Raw genomic sequence first — 17,332 nt, 5'->3', positions numbered from 1 at the left:
ATTCTACAGCTTTCCGGAAAGCTGATTCTCAATCACATTGGCCCAGTAATCACTCCATGAATAGGCCAGGTGATCGCCATCGGAGTAGGCGGGCAAATTGTTTATCGTTACGTGACAAACTTCGCCGTCACTGCAAAGCTCCTTGGAAGGATTGATAATCCCGGATATCTTGCTCTTGCTGAGTTCTAATGCGTCGTAGAAAAACGCATATCTTTCCAGATATTCGCTGAAGGTGAACGCCAGATCTTTTGCTTCCACTGCAGGATTTGTAGCTTTCGCCAGGCGCAGTGGGACATTGTCTTTCGCCCCCGGAACCGGTCCCCATATGTAGATATGCTTTCCCCTGTTGTGGAGGTTGTCAATCGACTGGGTAAAGGCGCGAGAAAAAATGGCCAGAGACTCTCCCGGTTCTGATCTTCTGTCGGAATCCAGGGTCAATGAGCGCCTCGCCTGTATCCAGGTTGAAGCCAGAACAACGTTTCGTATTGATTGGTCGTTGTAGATATATTCATAAGCTCTTTCATTGAAAAGCCGGCATTGACCCCTGGCCTTGAACAGCGCCAGGCCTACCAAAGGGGGGCACGAGTGCCTGAAGATGAATAACCCGGATTCTCCCCGGCGCTTCAGCCAGATATCAAATGCTCTCTTCAGGGCCCAGGCATGAGAGTCGCCAATCATGACCCAGGTCGGTGCCTGTGATATTTCACCCACTTGACAGAAATCAGCTTTGTCAAATTTTCTGGTGGTCTCAGGTTGGCACTTAGGCGTGTCCGGCGGGATATCTGTACTGTAGTTGGCAAGCAGTTGGGCTGCATCGCTGAACCTGGACGGCAAACCATTTCCTGTCACGACGGCAGTGCTGAATATCACGGTGCCGGCCAGTCCGGTGACATAGCCCCAGGCGATACGCTTGGGGTGAGCCTCTATGGAGATTTTTCTCGTTGGATTCTCCACTAGGTGGAACATCGCAATGGCGATCAGGAATGTCAGCAGGAAAAATAGAATACGCCACTCTATCGTGTAGCTTTCGCCGAGTTGGTAGGCGGCAAAAATATTGATTGGCCAGTGAATCAGATACAGGGAGTAGGATAGTTTGCCAATATAGACGGGAAGGCGCCCACTGAGCAATTTGGTGATCGATGAGTTTCGGAATGTGCCCGCATGGATTATCAGTGCTGCCCCGACGGTTGGTAACAGGGCATAGTAACCGGGAAACTGTATTTCGTCGGAGTAGAATACAATGGCGGCGGCAATGGCGCAGGTGCCGATTGCGGCGCAAGCTTCACTTGAGGCTGCTCTTGAGAAAGGTGAGGTGGCCTTTCTGGTTTTGGAAAAAATGACCATCATTCCTCCCAGGATGAACTCCCAGGCGCGCGTCGGCATTAGGTAGAAGGTCGCTTCAGGCTTTATGTTGACGAAGTAAATGTTCAGCAGAAAAGAGAAAATGCCGGCAAGTAAAAAAAGTAGCCAGAAATACTTTCTGGAGAACAGGAATATCGTAAAGATAAACAGCGGAAATACCAGGTAAAAGTGCTCCTCTAATGCGAGGGACCAGGTGTGCAGTAGTGTGGTCGAGTCGGCGTGCAATCCAAAGTAATTTATGTTTTGCCAGTAATAGATATTTGACGCATAGATTTGCGCATAAATAACTTCTTTGGCCAGGTCGGAAAAATGCTCTGGAAGAAGAAAGATATGTCCGGCGATCAGTGTAAGGGCAAGGGTGACGAATAGCGCTGGGGCAAGTCGGCGAATTCTGGCCAAATAGAATTTTCTGAAGTCGATTCTGCCATTGTTGTTTTGGATCTGTTTGTAAAGTATCTGCGTAATCAGGTAGCCGGAAATAACAAAAAAAATGTCAACACCAAGAAAGCCAGCCTTGCCCAGATCGAGAATCTTAAAGTGAAAAACTAACACGAGTAGTACGGCTACAGAGCGTAATCCGTCGATGTCAGGCCGGTACCGCATGGGTAGTTCAGTTTTCATTGGCTGGCTACTTCTGTGGTGATAGTTACCTATTCCAAGACCTTGATTCCTCTGGCTCTCTGGCGGAGAACCTCTCGTTGCTTCGTTTGACCGGTCGTGCCTGGGGTAATCGACCAGCTCCTCATGGCACCAGATTTTTGCCCGGCATCTATTTGAGTCTGTTAGGAAATCAGACTGATTGTTTTTTAATCAGGCAGGAGAAGTGTAGGTTAGCTCCGATACGAAGAATGGCTGTATGGCGTACGTATTATGTTCTTTCTTTAATTTTTTGAATTATGAAGCGATCGGGAAATGGTGGACGCAGGAAAAGCTTTCGACATTCGTTTTCCTCTGGCCACTGCCTGGCGGCAAGACCAGCTACCGCGGCGACAAGATCGCCCGCAGCATATGGCGGGAGCTGCTGCCGCGGCGCGACTATCTGGCGCAGGCCCACGTCCCCGCGGCGCAGCGCTATCTGGAGATGGGGGTGCACCGCTGAAGTTCGATATGCGCGCCTATGTGTACGACGGCGAGCGGCTGCCGACCAGTGCCCGTCTGTTTCCGGGGCGGCGCACCAAATTCCGTACCGCCGGCGGCGGCTTCGCAGCGGTCTTCGCGTCCGGCGAAAATGTTGTCGCGATCGAAGCTTCAGTTTGATGGGAAAATGGTGGCAATCAGAATGCGCTGCGTCATCTTGGCTCCTTTTCAACGTGCGCATGTGGCGTCTGGTTGAAGTGCACATACGCGGCTGCCAGCCGATCGGCCGCAGTATGCTCGCCGTGTCGGTGCAGTATCTCAGTCACGCACTCGGCGGTGCAGAGGCCGCCCTGCGGCTGGTTGCGCCGCAGGCGGTAGCTGGATTCGGCATGTGTTGCGATGGCTACTCGTGGCGCCGCCTGTAAGTAGGGGCTGTGGTTGTAGATCTTGCGCGCTTCCTGCCAGGTGGCATCGATCAGTATCACATGCGCGAAATCCTCCAGCCGCTCGGGCGTCGCATCCCCGCCGGGGTAAACCAGTGCCGCCTCGCCGCGCTCGATGCTTTCCAGCAGTGCCGGGTCCGGCTCGCGGCGCGCCCAGACCAGGCGCTTCACCATATCCCCGCAGTACTCCAGGGCCAGCGCGCCGGTGTTGGTCTTGCGCTGGAGTTCGCGCTCGTGGGTCAGCAGGGTGATTCTCATCGCCTGCCTTTCAGGCCAGGGCCTGCTTGAAGGCGTCCCGGTATCTGCGCGAGAGATTCAGCTGCTTGCCGCACTGCAGCTGCACCTCGCCGTCGCCACTGGGCTGGATGCTGATATGTTCAATGGCGTTGTGGTTGACCACCAGGCCGCGGTGGATGCGGCTGAAGCCGGCCGGGGCGAGGCGTTCGGCAATCGTCGTCAGGGTGCCCCGCATTGGGTAGATACGCCCGCGGCTGTGCAGGTTGACATAGTTGCCGGCGGATTCGATCCACTCGATATCCGCCACGCGCACCAGAAACTCCTTGTCGAGTTTCTTGACCAGGAAGTGCTCCGGCACCTTCTGTTGTCCAACCTGTTCCGCGGCCGCATTGGCCGCCGGCTCATTCTCCGCGATCAGGCTGGCCTCGCCTTTCAGGCGGCTGTAGGCGAGCCGAAATGCGAGGTACAGACAGAAGAAGACCGCATAGCCCCAGGCGTCCTTGCGGTATTCATACCAGAATTCCCTCAGCCAGGGACCGAAGCTGTAGTTGCCGCCGCCGAGCGCGTACAGCAGCTCGCGCATCAGCACCATCAGCGACACATGGGCCGCGGCAAAGAGCAGGGTTGCGAGCAGGTGCCAGCCGAGCTGCCGGCCGAAGCCGGTCAGGCGGGGCGGGTTGTGACGGAACGCGAACAGCAGGAAGGGGAACAGCAGCAGGGTGCTGAGGGCGCTGGTGTACTCCCAGGCGAAGGGTTCCCACAGCTGGATATCGGCCACACCGTCGCGGTTGTGCTCCGTCCACACGGACGCTGCATTGATCGTGTTGTTGGCGAAAAGATAAGCGGCCAGCGCCAGGTAGATGTACAGGGTCCGGCGGCGGTCAAACCGCTCGACCCATGTTGCCGCCCGGGTATTCGCCTGATACTGTCGCTCGATGTTCATCCCGCCAGGTCCACAGCTTCGAGTTTTCTGAGTATTTTCATCCCTGCCAACCACCGTTTGTCCCCCGGCGCGGTCGGGATGGCCTTATCTGCACCCCGTCGGCAGAGGATTTGCCAGAATGCCGGCCAACGACAACCGACGGAGTAAAATCATGACACAAGCCGGCACGGAGCGTCGATACGACATCGACTGGCTGCGCACTCTCGCATTTGCGGTACTGATCCTGTACCACCTGGGCATGTACTATGTCGCCGACTGGGGCTGGCATATCAAGAGCGACCAGACCTGGGTGTGGCTGCAGAACCTGATGATGCTCACGTCGCCCTGGCGCATGTCGCTGCTGTTCTTTATTTCGGCGATGGCGCTGGCCCTGGTGCAGCGGCGGGGCGGTGGTGTCCAAAATAGCCTGCACCTGGCGCGGCTGCGCAGCCGGCGATTACTGGTGCCACTGCTGTTCGGCATGTTCGTCATCGTGGTGCCGCAGGTCTATATCGAGGCGCTCAGCCAGGACCTGATAGAGTCGGGCTACTTCCGCTTCTGGAGCCAGTACATCAACCCGCGCACCGAGCTGCTGACCGAGCACCACACGCCCATCGGCCTGCTGACCTGGAACCACCTCTGGTTCCTGCCCTACCTGTGGCTGTACAGCCTGCTGCTGTTGCTGTTCGCCGGACCGCTGAACCGGCTGGGGCGGGGCAGTGCCTTCCAGCGGGTGCCGCCGCCGGTGGCCATTGGTGCGGCGGTTGTAGCGCTGATGCTGGTGTGGCTGTTCCTGCGCGGGCGCTTCCCGGTGACCCACGCGCTGCTGGACGACTGGTACAACCACGGGCGCTACCTGCTGGTGTTCGTGTTCGGCTACCTGTTCGCCCTGCAGCCGCGCTGGTGGCAGTTCGTGATCGACCGGCGCCGGCTGTTCCTGTGCCTCGCCATCGCCAGCTACCTGCTGATACTGGCCGATCGCAACGGCGCCTTTCCGGCACTCGAGGCCGGTTTCGGGGCGCACCTGGGCGTGCGGCTGCTGGTCGGCGCGGTGGTGGCGCTGAATCACTGGGCGTGGATCTTCTGTGTGGTGGGTTTTGCCGGCTTCTACCTCAACCGCCCGAGCCCGGTGCTCCGCTACGCCAACCCGGCCATACTGCCGTGGTACATGCTGCACCAGACACTGATCATCGTCTTCGCCTGGTGGCTGAAGCCCGTCGCACTGCCTACGGGGCTCGAGGCGGCGCTGTTGCTGGGGCTGACCGTGCTGGGCTGTGCCGGTGGCTACGAGGTAATCCGGCGGGTAAATGGCTTGCGCTGGCTGTGTGGTTTGTCGGTTGGCGCTGGCGCAAATGTGGTGCCCCGTCAGGCGCTTGCCCGCTAGTCTGTGGCGCCCCCAGTCGCGGGGCGCCCCTGCGAAGGGGCAGGCGGGAGTAAAGATCCCGGCTAGCGGTACTCTGCTAGCGGTCTTTGACGCGATAGGCGATAAGGTTGCCCCTGCCTTTCTCCTTGCTCTTCTTGATTTCGAATGCGTTTTTCAGTTTGTCGAAAAGCTGGGAAAACTTGGCCGAGCCGTAGGATCGCGGGTCGAAGTCGGGCATGGAGCGCTTCACGAAGCTGCCCGCCACGGAGACGTCCGCCCAGCCGTCGTCGTTCTGGTACTGCTCCCAGGCCTTGGTGAGCAGTGGCGTCAATTCGGCGGGATCGTTGAGCGGCTTCTTGGCCTCGGTCTTTTTAGCGCCGCTGGCGGCCTTGCTGACGATTGCCTCGTCGCCGCCCAGGTTCTCGGTAAAGATAAAGTCGTCGCACGAGTTGCGGAAGGAGATCGGCGTCTTGCGCTCGCCGACGCCGAACACAAACATCTCGGACTCGCGCAGACGGGAGGCCAGCTTGGTGAAGTCGCTGTCACTGGAGACCAGGGCGAAGGCATCGAAGCGCTTGGAATAGAGCAGGTCCATCGCATCGATAATCATCGACGCATCGGTGGAGTTCTTGCCGGTGGTATAGGCGAACTGCTGCACCGGCTGGATGGCCAGCTCGTTCAGCGACTTTTTCCAGTTCTTCAGGTTGTCGCTGGACCAGTCGCCGTAGGCGCGCTTGATGACGATATGCCCGTGCGCGGAGATCTCATCCAGGATCGCCTTGACCTTGGAGTACTGGGCGTTGTCGGCGTCAATCAGGACGGCGACTTTCTTGTGGTCATCGAGGTCTTTCATCAGGTTTTGTTTTTGGTAAATAAGGGGGCATTTTGCCCTCAGAAGCGGGACAGCTCATCGCGGAGGTCCTGTTCCAGCTCTGCGGGCTCGGTGATCCAGACGCTCTTGTCCGCACCGGGGAATACGCCGACCTCGATACCGTCCTTGTCCAGTCCCGGAAGCCATTTCTTCAGGAACTGGGGCAGGGGGATGCCCCTGGGCTTGAGGTCGGTGTCGCCACCGGCATAGGCCGCGGCGAAATCCGCAGCCGGCCAGACCGGCAGGTACTCGAAGTCGTCTTCTTCTGAATGGAGTTTCAGGAAGTGCTCCTGGCTGTTGACCAGTATCCAGACCTCCCGCTCCTCGCCGACCAGGTCCAGGAAGTATTCAAAGCGCTCTTCGGTGCTCAGGCCGAGTATGGCCTCCAGGTCTTCGTTGTTCATCGTTTGTGTTGTTCTTTAACTTGCGGATAAGGCCGGGGCACGGGTCCAGACGGTATGCCTTGGAATTTTAGAGCTATTTCCCCAGCGGATCAGGATAGGCATCCAGGTCCAGTCTGCGCGCATGCCAGTATTTGTCTCGCCAATAGTAATCGGTCAGCCTCGAAATTGTTACGCCGTTTGAGGTTGAGGCATGGAAAAACTTGTTGTCCTCCAGGTAGATGCCGACGTGCCTGACTTTGCGCCCGGTCCTGAAGAACACCAGATCACCGGCGCGCAGCTCGCTGCGCTTGATGCCGTTGCCGATTTGCGCCTGGTACTCGGTGGTGCGGGGCAGCTCTATGCCGAGCCGATCGCGGTAGGTGGCGTAGACCAGCCCGGAGCAGTCGATGCCGCGCTTGCTCAGGCCGCCCAGCCGGTAGCGGGTGCCTTTCCACTCCCGGTACTGGGCGTAGATCTCGTCCTTCACCTGCTTTGTGTCTGGCCGGACTGGGGCGTAGGCGCCTGGCGGAGCGGGTTCTTGGGGTGGCTGCTGGTAGGGAGCGAGACTGCAACCCGCCGTGGTGGCGGTCAGGAAGAGAATTGGCAGCAACAGCGGTTTCTTATTCATGCGATCTTCCCGCGGAAAAACCCACCGGCCCACACGGTCGGGCAGGTCTGAGCCCGGTATCGGCCCCGCCGCAGCGGGCGTGGGGCTGGCACGGGGGAGGGCAAGGGCCCGTGCCCGTAGGGCGTGATTCCCGTGAATTCGGCAACCATCAACTGGAACCAGAGTACAGTTTAGAACTGAATATCAGCTGAACGGCACATTGCCCGGATATCGGCCCGGCGCCGATATGCCCGGCCGAGCTAATCAGGCAGCGCGCGGCAGGTGACGGTTACCTGTTGCCGGATTGCCGCAGGGCCGCGACGGGGTCGGTATGCGGCGCCAGCCCCGCCACCGCCGCGCTGCTTGATATGAAAGGCAAATTCATGGGCCAGCTGCCCGTCGGGGATCACGATCGCCTCGCCGAGCAGTGCGCCCGCCTTGGTGCCGCCGATCCAGAAGATATCCGTGAGCTCGGCGATGTCATTGAGCGTCAGATCGCTGATGGCGGCCGTCAGTGCGACGCCCAAACGTGCACCGTCGAGCATCAGCAGCAGGTCGTTGGCCGTGCAGATATCCGACAGGCCCTGCAGCTCTGCCCTGGTATAAACGGTGCCCAATTCCGTAGCGTGGGATATATACACCAGGCGCGGCTTGGCCATATGCGGGTAGTGGGCATTGTTCGCCAGTGCCGCCTCAGTTCTTCCCAAATCTATTTAATGGCGTTGGGGAGTTTGCTATGGAAAATGGAGTCAAAGTTTTGCTCTGATCCCGGTATTTTCATTTGCGACAAAACGTTCCGCCTGGCTGAGCAGCTGATCCAGCTTCTGCCGCCCGTAGACCCGGCCACTGAACAGGACGGAATGGATCTTGCGGGTATTCCTGATGTCCTCAAGCGGATTCGCATCGAGAAGCACGAGGTCAGCGTACTTGCCTGCGCCTACGGTGCCGAGTTCATCTGCGCGGCCGAAGTAGATGGCCGGGTTGAGGGTGGCGCTACGCAGCGCCTCTGCTGGTGAGAGGCCCGCACGTGTCAACAATTCCAGCTCCTCATGCAAGCTGGATCCAGGGTAAATCCCCCACCAGTTGGCGTCAGTTCCGGCCAGTATCCCCACGCCAGCGGCCTGCATCTCGTCAGTGATCCTGGCGAGCGCAGTTCTGAGCCATGAGGAATCCGGGGATGCGCCGAAGAATTCCAGTTCCCATTGCTGCCAGTCCTTCCACTTTGTGCGAAGTGGCTCGGCGATGTAGCGATTGTTCGGGTTGTCTGGCCAGGAGTGGGCCCGCTCATGATTGAAGATAACCAGCGTCGGGACCTGCCAGGTTTCACTTTCGACAAAGGTAGTGAATAGCGAGTGACACTGCTCGGAATCATAGAGGCGGGCCATTTCCTTTACGGCTTGATAGGCCGTATCTGTGTCGCCGGCCATCTGTTTGCGGAGTCGGGCGCGTTCCGCGGTTGAGCTTCCTGCACACTCTTCCAGCACGCCGAACAGGTGTTCAATGGATTTCTGGCCCGCACGGGCCGCTTCGGAGGCAGTGACAGATTGGGGCACATGGCCCACAAGGTCCAGGCGGTGCGCCTCCGCAGCCTCGGCCAACGCGAAATACACCGGTCGGGAGACAAGGTTGTGGACCTTGATCATATCGACACCACGAGACGCCTCCATCTCCACAAACGATCTGGCCTCTTCCGGCGTACTGGGTCGCCAGGGATCCGTCTTTTCCGTATCGGGGTGCGCTGAGCCGACCGTAAAGCTCGCAGCTGACAGTCTGGGGCCGACCTGCGAGTTGGCTGCAATATCTGTTTGCCACTGGCGAATGGTCTCGATGGGAGCATCGTACTGTGCGCAGGGTGCCGGACAATCGCCGAGCATGATGCGAATGCCGGTGACACCATGGGCGATAAAGACGGGCAGAACAGACTTTCTGCTGATGGTGTCCGAGGCAATATGCGTATGCATATCCCAAAGTCCGGGTATCAGATATTTACCGGTCCCGTCGACGACCCTTAACTCAGCCGGGGTATCAGGAAGGGCAGCCCCCACATCCGTGACAGAATGGATTCTGTCGCCATCTACGTAGACATTTTTATCGGTTTCTATTTTGCCTTTCTCAATATTAACGACCGCGACATTGCGAATTATCAGTGGGGATGAATCAGCGGAAGCGGGAATATGGACGGCGAGAACTACCAGACAGCAGATTAATTTTCGGAATTGGGTTGTCATTGTTCTCTCCTGGTTTCGAAGCCGGAAATCGCTGCCAATATACCTGCTCAGTTTGCCGATCACCATGTGAATTCCCCGCTGCTGATTCGCCGACCATCCAATTCAACGGTGCCAAAAGCGTGTGCCGGCCAGCCTATGGTGGACCTGCCCGGATGGCGGAGGAAGGGAGGTAGATTTTTTGATGATTAATGCGTCAAAACCTTTACCCGATCCCATTATTTACACATTCAGTATTTACACATTCAGCAACAGGTGCTCGCGCTCCCACGGCGAGATCTCGCGGTGGAACTGGCGCAGCTCTTCCTTTTTGACTTCCGCGTACAGCCGGCAGAAGTCCCTGCCGATCGCCTGCTGAATCTCCTCCGCACGGGCAAAGAGACGCAGCGCCTGATCGAAGGTAGTGGGAATATCTGATTCGGCCTGCTGCTCGTCATCCAGCTCACCTTCCGCCGGTGGGCCCGGCTCAATTTGATTCACCATCCCCAGGTAACCGCACACCAGGCTCGCGGCGATCGACAGGTACGGATTGGTGTCCACACCGATCACGCGGTTCTCCAGGCGGCGGTCCTGGGCCCCGGAGTGGGGTACCCGCAGACCGGTGGCGCGGTTGTCGTAGCCCCAGGCGAGGTTGGTCGGCGCACTGGAATTGGCCTCCGATTCGAAGCGCCGGTAGGAATTGACGTTCGGTGCGATAAACGGCATCACTTCGCTCAGGTGTTTCTGTGTGCCGCCGATAAAGTACCGGAACAGGTCGGTGGCATTGCCCTGCGCATCGGAGAAGATATTCTGCCCACTGGCGATGTCCACCACGCTCTGGTGCACATGCATGGCGCTGCCGGGCTGGTCGCGCATCGGCTTGGCCATAAAGGTGGCGAACATGCCGTTGTTCAGGGCCGCCTCCTTGATGATGCGTTTGAAGTAGAAGACCTGGTCTGCAAGCAGCAGGGGATCGCCGTGGGTGAGGTTGAACTCGACCTGGCCCGCGCCATCCTCCTGGATCACCGAGTCGATATACAGGCCGGCGGCCTCGGCATAGTCGTAAATGGTATCGATCACCGGGCCGTATTCATCGACGGCCGACATCGAATAGGACTGCAGCGCCGTACCGGAGCGTCCGTTGCGGCCGACGGGCGGCTGTATCGGTTCATTGGGGTCGATATTTGGCTTGGTCAGGTAGAACTCCAGCTCGGGCGCGACAACGGGCCTCCAGCCGCGCTGCGCATACAGGCCGATCACGTGCTTGAGGATATTCCGGGGTGCACAGAAAATCGGCTTGCCTTCGAGGTCCTGCAGGTCGTGAATGATCTGCAGCGTGGCCTGCTTGGCCCAGGGCACCGCCATCGCCGTCGACATATCCGGCACCAGCACCATGTCGCTCTCGGCCCACTGGTTGACGATGTCCATCTCCACATCCTGGCCGGTGATGGTCTGGTAGAAAATGGAAATCGGCAGGAAGATCGGCGTGTCCGGTGAAAACTTCTTCAGCGGCATCGCCTTGCCGCGGGACATGCCGTTCAGGTCGGGAACGATACATTCCACTTCATCCAGCCTGCGGCCATTGCGATAGGCCTGGAAGGCCGCGGGTAATGTGTCCAGCCAGTTGCGACTATCAGACTGATTCATGGTGACTCCGACAACGGGAATGATTGACGCCCGAAGTGTAAACGAAATAGTGACGGGAAGGGCGATTTAGATTGCTGCAGGATTAGCCAGGCGGGTCAATATTTTGCGAGGATATTCGTTCCAATGACACGAGTTACTTGTGTCCTTTGCCCTCATTTGCCCTCATTTTTTGTCCAGGAACTGCAAGACACAATCCGTGAACGCCCTGGGGTTTTCCATATGTATGGTATGGGCCGCATCCTCGACAAGACAGACACTGGTACTCGGGATCGCCTGCAGAACCGCAATGCTATCGCCTGGGGGAAATATCAGGTCCTCTGTGCCGTTGATTATCAAGGTCTTTGCCCGAATGCCCGACAGCATTGCCTGGCAATTAAACGCACTGATGGCAGTGACTTGTTTTTCGAACGCCGTTTCGCTTTGCGGGTAGGGGTACTCGATGGCAAGGCGCACTGCACTCTCTAATGTTTCTCTATTCTCAAAGAAGCGCTTGGAATATATCCAGTAAAACAGGTTGCGAAACCAAAGTTCAGCATCCATTCCCGATTTCAGATAGGAAACCCAATCGCGAAATAAGATGTTGTTCCTGTCTGAATTAGACGCAGACGTCCCCACGAGGATCAATTTGGAAACACGTGCTGGATAACGGATGGCACAATCCAGTGCCACAAAGCCGCCCATCGAATGCCCGAGCAGGCTGGCGGATGGCAGCTCTAAATAGTCGAGCAGCGCCATGCAGTCGCCGGCAATCTGCTCAATGCTTGTGTCGATATCCTGCGGCGTTGTTCTACCCGAACCTCTGTTGTCCGGAAGGATGACAAGGTAATGCTGAGAGAGTTCTTCCACTACCGGCTGCCAGCTCAGGGAGTCGCTGGCAAGGCCGGCGATCAACATCAGTGGCTGGCCTTTTCCGTGACATTCGTAGTAGAGATCAACGCCATTGACTCGCGTGTTCGGCATGTCGCAGTAACCTCCGTGAACAACAGGCTAACGTTGTGAGAGGGCGGTCAGCAGGTGTCGCATGGCATTGTGTCCGGGTCATTGAATTATGCGCGCGGTTCACTAGTTTATACTGTCGCGCCCAGATACGGTTTGCAGTCGGCTAATCCGCACTATGGAAGAAATCCTCTCGAACCCAATGGCCCTGCTGGTGATGGTGGGCATCGTCTCGATTGCTTGTCAGTACCTGGCCTTTATGCTCAAGCTGCCGGCGATCCTGCCCCTGCTGCTGGCCGGGCTGGCGCTCGGGCCTATGACCGGCGTTCTCGATCCGGATGCCTTGTTCGGCGACCTGCTGTTCCCGCTCGTGTCACTGGCGGTCGCGATCATCCTGTTTGAGGGGGCGCTGACACTCAAGTTTTCCGACCTCGCCGGGCACGGCGTCATGGTGCGCAATCTGTGTACACTGGGTGCCCTGGTGACCTGGCTGATTGCCACGCCTGCCGCCTACTATGTGCTCGGCATGCCCATGCAGCTGGCCGCGCTTTTCGGTGCCATTGTCACGGTTACCGGGCCCACGGTCATCGTACCGATGTTGCGTTCGGTGCGCCCCAATACGCGCATCTCCAACATCCTGCGCTGGGAGGGTATCGTTATAGATCCCATCGGCGCCCTGCTGGCGGTACTGGTATACGAATACGTTGTTGCCGCGCAGGATGCCGTTGAGCACACCCTGGTGATTTTCCTGAAGGTAGTGGCGATCGGTTTCGGGCTTGGCTCACTGATGGGCTTTTTCCTCGGCACGCTGCTCAGGAACAACTGGGTACCGCACTACCTGCGCAATACCGCGGTGCTCACCCTGATGCTCGGTGCCTACGCCGCCTCCGATCTGATGACCCATGAATCCGGCCTCCTCACGGTGACCGTGATGGGCATCTGGATGGCCAACATGAAGGACCTGGATGTCGACGATATCCTCGAGTTCAAGGAAACCCTCAGCGTGCTGCTGATTTCGGCGCTGTTCATCCTGCTGGCGGCGCGGGTGGAGTTGTTCACGCTGGCACAGCTGGGCTGGGGGGCGCTAGTGGTGCTGGCGGCGATCATGTTCGTCGCCCGGCCGCTGTCCGTGTTCCTGTCATCACCCGGGTCGGGGCTGAACTGGCGCGAGCTGGCCATGTTGAGCTGGATCGCGCCACGCGGCATCGTCGCCGCCGCAGTGTCCGCGCTGTTTGCCCTGAAACTGGATGCGCTCGGGCTGGCAAAATCCGAACTGCTGGTGCCGATGGTGTTCCTGGTGATCATCGTCACCGTCGTGCTGCAGAGCCTGACCTCCAAGACCATCGCCAAACTGCTGGACGTGCGCGCCCCCTATCCCAACGGTTACCTGCTGTTCGGCGGCGGCAGGTTCGCGCGGTTGCTGGCCAAGGACCTGATGGACAAGGAGGTTCCCGTCATCGTTGCGGATACCAACTGGGATGCAATACGCGAGGCGCGCATGGAAGGTATCCCCACTTACTACGGCAATCCGATCTCGGAGCATGCAAGCCTGACCATGGACCTTTCCACGGTGGGCAAGGTGCTGGTGCTGTCGCCCTACAAGCAGCTCAATCCACTGGTGACCTATCACTTCGAGCACCTGCTGGGCAAAGGCTCGGTGCTCGGACTGAGCCAGGGTGCCCAGGAGGAGCGGGCCAGCCACCAAGTATCGGAAGAATACGCCAGGAAACTGGAGCTGTTTTCCGAGAGCGCCACCTACAGCCGCCTCGCCAGTCTGGTGGCGAAAGGTGCGACTATCAGGACCACGCGCCTCACGGAGACCTTCACCATCGAGGATTACCGGGAAACCTACGGCAACCGCGCCACGCGACTCTATGCGCTGGACCCGCAGGGTAAGATCCACATCTATACGGTCTCACACGAATTTGCGCTCAAGGCCGACTGGCAGATCGTCAGCCTGATCGCGCCGGAGGAGAGCGCGGAAAAGTCTGCAGATGCCATGCCGCTGCCACAAGGCAGGCTGCCGACGGGCTAGGGTGGCAACTGCTTAGGGGGAACTCAGCACTACCAGTACTCCACCATGATCTCGTTTCTGCGCAGGAACGGCAGCGTCCAGGGTGGGTTATAGCGCGCCAGTTCCGGCGCCCCGGTGGCACGCAAGCCTTTCTCAGTGAGCCAGGCCTGCAAATCCGATGTTTTTTGTGCGACCTGCTGCGCACCGGCAAGCCCGGAGAAGCGGATCACCGCATAGCGGGTTTCGGGAATCTGGCGCAGCGTCACAGCGGCGTTATTGGGGCGGGGCAGGGTTTCCATGCTGTAACTGCTCGGCATCACGAAGGAGACGCGCCACCGCCCGCCGATCTCCTGCAGGCTGACCGGCGCCGTCATGCTGATCTTTTCCGAGCGGGGCGCCATGCTGACCGGGGCGGTCATCTGGATTTTCTCCCTGCCGCCGCTGCCCGAGGTATTGTTGCCAAAAATGTAGTTGGCCAGTAATCGAAACCCCGTGCCCGACGCCTCCTCCATCGAGCCCGCCACCACCACTTCGGCCACGATCTTGGGCTGGTAGGTACGCAACTCGAAAGGCCCGGATTGTTCCGTCACTGTGTACGCCGGTTCTTCGATTGCCATCGCATATCCCGCCAGTATCGCCAAGACCATTCCCAGGAAAAGTCGAGCCATTGGGCCATTCCACCATTCAGCGCCAGGTTCACCTGCAGGAGTATAGGAGGCGTCACAGCCGGATCAGCATGACGAGCGTCCCTCTCCCTGCGATTCAGGCGGTCATTTCAATCTTCCGCCTGGCACACTGATCCACAGATGCGATCCCTGCGTATCAGACACCATTGAATCCGGGATCCTGCAGGACAATACGATGAGCGAATTGATAAGACTGGTCTACGCCAGCCGGGCGGCGTTTCGGCCTGCGCCGGTAGAGCAGGGGGTTGAACCGTCGGTAGCCCGAATACTGATGCAGAGCCGCCGCAATAACAGCCATGAAAATATTGGCGGCGTGCTGTACTTTGGCGATGGCTATTTTTTCCAGGCGCTCGAAGGGGATCGCCGGGCGGTCAACCAGACCTACCAGCGTATCGCGGCCGATTCCCGGCACCGCGAGGTGACCATTCTGTCGCTGAAAACCGTACCGAATCGCCTGTTTGCCGACTGGTCCATGAAGTATGTTCCGGTGGAGCAGGCTGTGCGCGCGTTTGTCCGCAGCCGGGGCTACCAACATTTTGCGCCATTACAGTTCCAGGAAGAGGAAGCCGAGGCACTGATCAAGCTGTTTCATCAGCAGCGCAATGGCGATGCAGTGGATGTCAAAAGGAAACGCGGCTGGTTCGGTCTGCGCAGGCTGTTTGCCTTCACGGATGGTGGTTCGGCAGGCAAGTAGCTGCATCCCGTTGAATTTCAAAAAAGCCAGGCGGGGCGCACTAATGAATCTGGCTGCCCATGCCGGATGCAGTGGGCACCGATCAGACGAATTTCAGTTGAGGCCTGCTCCGCCGGAGGGTCAGCGTCCCTTGACTCCGGGGCCGGCAAAGAACCAGACGATCAGGCCGATGACCGGCAGCAGCAGCACGATGAGTACCCAGATCAGCTTTTTGAGCCCAGAGGCCGAGCTTTGCAGGATCTTGATGATGGCGTAGATATCTGCAATGAAGATCAGTATCCCGAGGATGCCTTCCATGATGAGATCGCTCTCCAAAAAATTGGCCTGATACAAGTGGGCAATTATAGACGTTGGGGCTGGCCCAAGCCGGTATGCCGGTGTGATGATTCACACAGCGACAGAGCCCGGATAAATACAACTGGGCTCTCGTTAGCTACCACGCATCTTGCGCCGCGCGGTGAACTGCTAAAGACGCAGCAGTTGCGGCTTTCTGTTGGCTCTGAAGTCAGAAAGTTGATCTGACCCTATTTACTCACTGCACTCGCGCTGCCAACCAATATGGCGAGGCTCTATGTTACATTGCTCGCCCTCTCTCCACCGCCACACTGCGAGCACACGCTATGAAACCCTGGATCGAACTCGGTACCGCCCAGATTCCCAATGGCGGCGGCATACTCACGCTGCGCCAGCGCGACCAGGAGTTCTCCATCGCCCTGAGCGGCCCCCGCGGCGAATTGATGAACAGTCGCCGCTTCAACAGTGAGCGGGAGCTATCGCTGCTGGGCTGCGCCCACCTGAAGCAGCATAAGAACGCCCGCGTGGTCGTGGGCGGCATGGGCATGGGCTACACGCTCGCCGCCGCCCTCGAGGTACTGCCGCACGATGCAGAGGTCATCGTCGCCGACCTGATCCCCGAGGTGGTGGAGTGGAACCGCGGGGCACTGGGCGCCTGCGCCGGCCGGCCCCTGGACGACAGCCGCGTCGTGGTCCATATCGGCGACGTACGCGAACTACTGCAAAGGCACGACGATGCCTACGACGCCGTGCTGCTGGATGTCGACAACGGTCCCGAGGGGCTGACCCACAGCGACAACAACTGGCTCTACTCCCTCGATGGCACCAGCTGTATCTACAACAGCCTGACGCCAGGCGGCGTGTTGGCGGTGTGGTCGGCGGGGCCCGACAGCATGTATGTGCACCGGCTGCAGAAGACCGGCTTTGAAGTCGAGGTCAAGACCGTGCGCGAGCGCCCCGGCAAGGGTGCACGACATACGATATTTCTGGCAAAGAAAACGTCTGCCTGACACCCAAGGTACTGAGTAATCAAGTCAACAGGGTCAAAATCAATGACTCTGACCCCTTTGATTCCTAGCTCTTTCAATTGGCTTACCCCATTACTTTTTGCCTTTGAAGGATAGCCTTGTCTACCCATGATTCTATGTTGTTGGCGATGTCGTTATATGCGTCATTTGGGTTTGGATCGTAGCAGTTCACTACGCTTGACAGTTTTGTGCCATCTTTGAAATTAAGTTTCGTAAATGGATTTATTCCTTTTCGACTTTTTCCAAATCTGGGACATTTTAAATTGTGGATATATATCCCAAATATAGGCTTTCCATCATTCCATGCTTTCTCAATTTCATATCTTACCCAAGGGCGATCATGTGTTTCCTCTCCTATGAGAACAATTATGCACCGCTTATATTTAAAGCTGTCATCTATCCAGTTTTTTATCGCGCGATCTCCCCCACGTTTAACTGTTTCCCAGTCGTTCGCATTGACCGGAGTGTTGCCCTCTAGTGCTCCGATATTTCGGATTTGCTGGACGCGCATTGCATCTTTTGCATAGTGGAAACTGAAAAATATTGGTTTTTTAGCCATGATTT

The 17,332-nt window shown here is 58.0% G+C and carries 19 protein-coding genes; 6 read left to right on the top strand and 13 right to left on the bottom strand.

The window, feature by feature from the left end:
- Positions 1 to 3 precede the first annotated feature (3 nt).
- The gene (locus RRF64_RS06280; protein ID WP_323844973.1) at positions 4 to 1,983 is read right to left on the bottom strand and encodes an acyltransferase family protein; all 1,980 of its coding nucleotides are present in this window, start codon (positions 1,981 to 1,983) and stop codon (positions 4 to 6) included.
- Between the two features lie 235 nt (positions 1,984 to 2,218).
- Here RRF64_RS06280 and RRF64_RS06275 point away from each other — a divergent pair, with 235 nt between their 5' ends.
- Positions 2,219 to 2,461: a hypothetical protein gene (locus RRF64_RS06275; protein ID WP_323844972.1), complete on the top strand. Its 243-nt coding sequence runs from the start codon at positions 2,219 to 2,221 to the stop codon at positions 2,459 to 2,461.
- An 8-nt stretch (positions 2,462 to 2,469) separates the two neighbouring features.
- Positions 2,470 to 2,619 carry a hypothetical protein gene (locus tag RRF64_RS06270; RefSeq protein WP_323844971.1) on the top strand — a complete coding sequence of 50 codons (150 nt, stop codon included), beginning with the start codon at positions 2,470 to 2,472 and terminating at the stop codon, positions 2,617 to 2,619.
- 32 nt (positions 2,620 to 2,651) lie between these two features.
- Here RRF64_RS06270 and RRF64_RS06265 read toward each other — a convergent pair whose 3' ends face one another.
- Together RRF64_RS06265 and RRF64_RS06260 are read right to left on the bottom strand one after the other, a co-directional pair.
- On the bottom strand, positions 2,652 to 3,140 hold the full coding sequence (locus tag RRF64_RS06265) for a tRNA-uridine aminocarboxypropyltransferase (protein WP_323844970.1): 489 nt from the start codon (positions 3,138 to 3,140) through the stop codon (positions 2,652 to 2,654).
- A gap of 10 nt (positions 3,141 to 3,150) precedes the next feature.
- Positions 3,151 to 4,062: a LytR/AlgR family response regulator transcription factor gene (locus RRF64_RS06260; protein WP_323844969.1), complete on the bottom strand. Its 912-nt coding sequence runs from the start codon at positions 4,060 to 4,062 to the stop codon at positions 3,151 to 3,153.
- A gap of 151 nt (positions 4,063 to 4,213) precedes the next feature.
- On the opposite strand from RRF64_RS06260, the gene RRF64_RS06255 reads away from it, so the two are divergent.
- Entirely contained in the window at positions 4,214 to 5,425 is a 1,212-nt protein-coding gene (locus tag RRF64_RS06255) for an acyltransferase family protein (RefSeq protein WP_323844968.1), read from the top strand.
- 76 nt (positions 5,426 to 5,501) lie between these two features.
- Here RRF64_RS06255 and RRF64_RS06250 read toward each other — a convergent pair whose 3' ends face one another.
- The 7 genes from RRF64_RS06250 to RRF64_RS06220 form a co-directional block, all read right to left on the bottom strand.
- Complete coding sequence (locus RRF64_RS06250; protein ID WP_323844967.1) at positions 5,502 to 6,257, bottom strand: NYN domain-containing protein; 756 nt, start codon at positions 6,255 to 6,257, stop codon at positions 5,502 to 5,504.
- 38 nt (positions 6,258 to 6,295) lie between these two features.
- Entirely contained in the window at positions 6,296 to 6,679 is a 384-nt protein-coding gene (locus RRF64_RS06245) for a DUF2750 domain-containing protein (RefSeq protein ID WP_323844966.1), read from the bottom strand.
- Between the two features lie 73 nt (positions 6,680 to 6,752).
- Complete coding sequence (locus RRF64_RS06240) at positions 6,753 to 7,286, bottom strand: NlpC/P60 family protein (RefSeq protein ID WP_323844965.1); 534 nt, start codon at positions 7,284 to 7,286, stop codon at positions 6,753 to 6,755.
- 239 nt (positions 7,287 to 7,525) lie between these two features.
- Entirely contained in the window at positions 7,526 to 7,972 is a 447-nt protein-coding gene (locus RRF64_RS06235; RefSeq protein WP_323844964.1) for a beta-eliminating lyase-related protein, read from the bottom strand.
- A gap of 42 nt (positions 7,973 to 8,014) precedes the next feature.
- Positions 8,015 to 9,493, bottom strand: coding sequence for an amidohydrolase family protein (locus tag RRF64_RS06230; RefSeq protein WP_323844963.1), 1,479 nt, complete (start codon positions 9,491 to 9,493; stop codon positions 8,015 to 8,017).
- 234 nt (positions 9,494 to 9,727) lie between these two features.
- Positions 9,728 to 11,116 (bottom strand): glutamine synthetase family protein, encoded by a 1,389-nt coding sequence (locus RRF64_RS06225; protein WP_323844962.1) that lies wholly within the window; start codon positions 11,114 to 11,116, stop codon positions 9,728 to 9,730.
- A gap of 162 nt (positions 11,117 to 11,278) precedes the next feature.
- The gene (locus tag RRF64_RS06220) at positions 11,279 to 12,076 is read right to left on the bottom strand and encodes an alpha/beta fold hydrolase (protein WP_323844961.1); all 798 of its coding nucleotides are present in this window, start codon (positions 12,074 to 12,076) and stop codon (positions 11,279 to 11,281) included.
- 154 nt (positions 12,077 to 12,230) lie between these two features.
- Between RRF64_RS06220 and RRF64_RS06215 the strand changes: the two genes are divergently transcribed.
- On the top strand, positions 12,231 to 14,087 hold the full coding sequence (locus RRF64_RS06215) for a cation:proton antiporter (protein WP_323844960.1): 1,857 nt from the start codon (positions 12,231 to 12,233) through the stop codon (positions 14,085 to 14,087).
- Between the two features lie 29 nt (positions 14,088 to 14,116).
- Here the strand turns inward: RRF64_RS06215 and RRF64_RS06210 are convergent, their stop codons facing one another.
- Positions 14,117 to 14,683: an SOUL family heme-binding protein gene (locus RRF64_RS06210; RefSeq protein ID WP_323844959.1), complete on the bottom strand. Its 567-nt coding sequence runs from the start codon at positions 14,681 to 14,683 to the stop codon at positions 14,117 to 14,119.
- A 244-nt stretch (positions 14,684 to 14,927) separates the two neighbouring features.
- Between RRF64_RS06210 and RRF64_RS06205 the strand changes: the two genes are divergently transcribed.
- Positions 14,928 to 15,446, top strand: a complete 519-nt coding sequence (locus tag RRF64_RS06205) for a BLUF domain-containing protein (RefSeq protein ID WP_323844958.1) — start codon at positions 14,928 to 14,930, stop codon at positions 15,444 to 15,446.
- Positions 15,447 to 15,566: 120 nt separating this feature from the next.
- Here the strand turns inward: RRF64_RS06205 and RRF64_RS06200 are convergent, their stop codons facing one another.
- Complete coding sequence (locus RRF64_RS06200; protein WP_323844956.1) at positions 15,567 to 15,743, bottom strand: PLDc N-terminal domain-containing protein; 177 nt, start codon at positions 15,741 to 15,743, stop codon at positions 15,567 to 15,569.
- A 323-nt stretch (positions 15,744 to 16,066) separates the two neighbouring features.
- On the opposite strand from RRF64_RS06200, the gene RRF64_RS06195 reads away from it, so the two are divergent.
- Positions 16,067 to 16,750 (top strand): spermine/spermidine synthase domain-containing protein, encoded by a 684-nt coding sequence (locus RRF64_RS06195; RefSeq protein WP_323844955.1) that lies wholly within the window; start codon positions 16,067 to 16,069, stop codon positions 16,748 to 16,750.
- Positions 16,751 to 16,832: 82 nt separating this feature from the next.
- Here RRF64_RS06195 and RRF64_RS06190 read toward each other — a convergent pair whose 3' ends face one another.
- Positions 16,833 to 17,327 (bottom strand): TIR domain-containing protein, encoded by a 495-nt coding sequence (locus tag RRF64_RS06190; protein WP_323844954.1) that lies wholly within the window; start codon positions 17,325 to 17,327, stop codon positions 16,833 to 16,835.
- Between the last annotated feature and the right edge of the window lie 5 nt (positions 17,328 to 17,332).

Origin of the sequence: Microbulbifer magnicolonia (assembly GCF_035117725.1) — a bacterium.
Taxonomy (GTDB): Bacteria; Pseudomonadota; Gammaproteobacteria; order Pseudomonadales; family Cellvibrionaceae; genus Microbulbifer; species Microbulbifer magnicolonia.
This window is presented reverse-complemented; position numbering and strand designations above follow the sequence as displayed.

Excerpts from the sequence above, each read along its gene's own strand:
- RRF64_RS06280 (WP_323844973.1), bottom strand. The coding sequence starts at position 1,983 with ATGAAAACTGAACTACCCATGCGGTACCGGCCTGACATCGACGGATTA.
- RRF64_RS06230 (WP_323844963.1), bottom strand. The coding sequence starts at position 9,493 with ATGACAACCCAATTCCGAAAATTAATCTGCTGTCTGGTAGTTCTCGCC.
- RRF64_RS06270 (WP_323844971.1), top strand. The coding sequence starts at position 2,470 with ATGCGCGCCTATGTGTACGACGGCGAGCGGCTGCCGACCAGTGCCCGT.
- RRF64_RS06265 (WP_323844970.1), bottom strand. The coding sequence starts at position 3,140 with ATGAGAATCACCCTGCTGACCCACGAGCGCGAACTCCAGCGCAAGACC.
- RRF64_RS06275 (WP_323844972.1), top strand. The coding sequence starts at position 2,219 with ATGGCGTACGTATTATGTTCTTTCTTTAATTTTTTGAATTATGAAGCG.
- RRF64_RS06225 (WP_323844962.1), bottom strand. The coding sequence starts at position 11,116 with ATGAATCAGTCTGATAGTCGCAACTGGCTGGACACATTACCCGCGGCC.
- RRF64_RS06255 (WP_323844968.1), top strand. The coding sequence starts at position 4,214 with ATGACACAAGCCGGCACGGAGCGTCGATACGACATCGACTGGCTGCGC.
- RRF64_RS06240 (WP_323844965.1), bottom strand. The coding sequence starts at position 7,286 with ATGAATAAGAAACCGCTGTTGCTGCCAATTCTCTTCCTGACCGCCACC.
- RRF64_RS06220 (WP_323844961.1), bottom strand. The coding sequence starts at position 12,076 with ATGCCGAACACGCGAGTCAATGGCGTTGATCTCTACTACGAATGTCAC.
- RRF64_RS06260 (WP_323844969.1), bottom strand. The coding sequence starts at position 4,062 with ATGAACATCGAGCGACAGTATCAGGCGAATACCCGGGCGGCAACATGG.
- RRF64_RS06205 (WP_323844958.1), top strand. The coding sequence starts at position 14,928 with ATGAGCGAATTGATAAGACTGGTCTACGCCAGCCGGGCGGCGTTTCGG.
- RRF64_RS06195 (WP_323844955.1), top strand. The coding sequence starts at position 16,067 with ATGAAACCCTGGATCGAACTCGGTACCGCCCAGATTCCCAATGGCGGC.
- RRF64_RS06250 (WP_323844967.1), bottom strand. The coding sequence starts at position 6,257 with ATGAAAGACCTCGATGACCACAAGAAAGTCGCCGTCCTGATTGACGCC.
- RRF64_RS06210 (WP_323844959.1), bottom strand. The coding sequence starts at position 14,683 with ATGGCAATCGAAGAACCGGCGTACACAGTGACGGAACAATCCGGGCCT.
- RRF64_RS06215 (WP_323844960.1), top strand. The coding sequence starts at position 12,231 with ATGGAAGAAATCCTCTCGAACCCAATGGCCCTGCTGGTGATGGTGGGC.
- RRF64_RS06190 (WP_323844954.1), bottom strand. The coding sequence starts at position 17,327 with ATGGCTAAAAAACCAATATTTTTCAGTTTCCACTATGCAAAAGATGCA.
- RRF64_RS06200 (WP_323844956.1), bottom strand. The coding sequence starts at position 15,743 with ATGGAAGGCATCCTCGGGATACTGATCTTCATTGCAGATATCTACGCC.
- RRF64_RS06245 (WP_323844966.1), bottom strand. The coding sequence starts at position 6,679 with ATGAACAACGAAGACCTGGAGGCCATACTCGGCCTGAGCACCGAAGAG.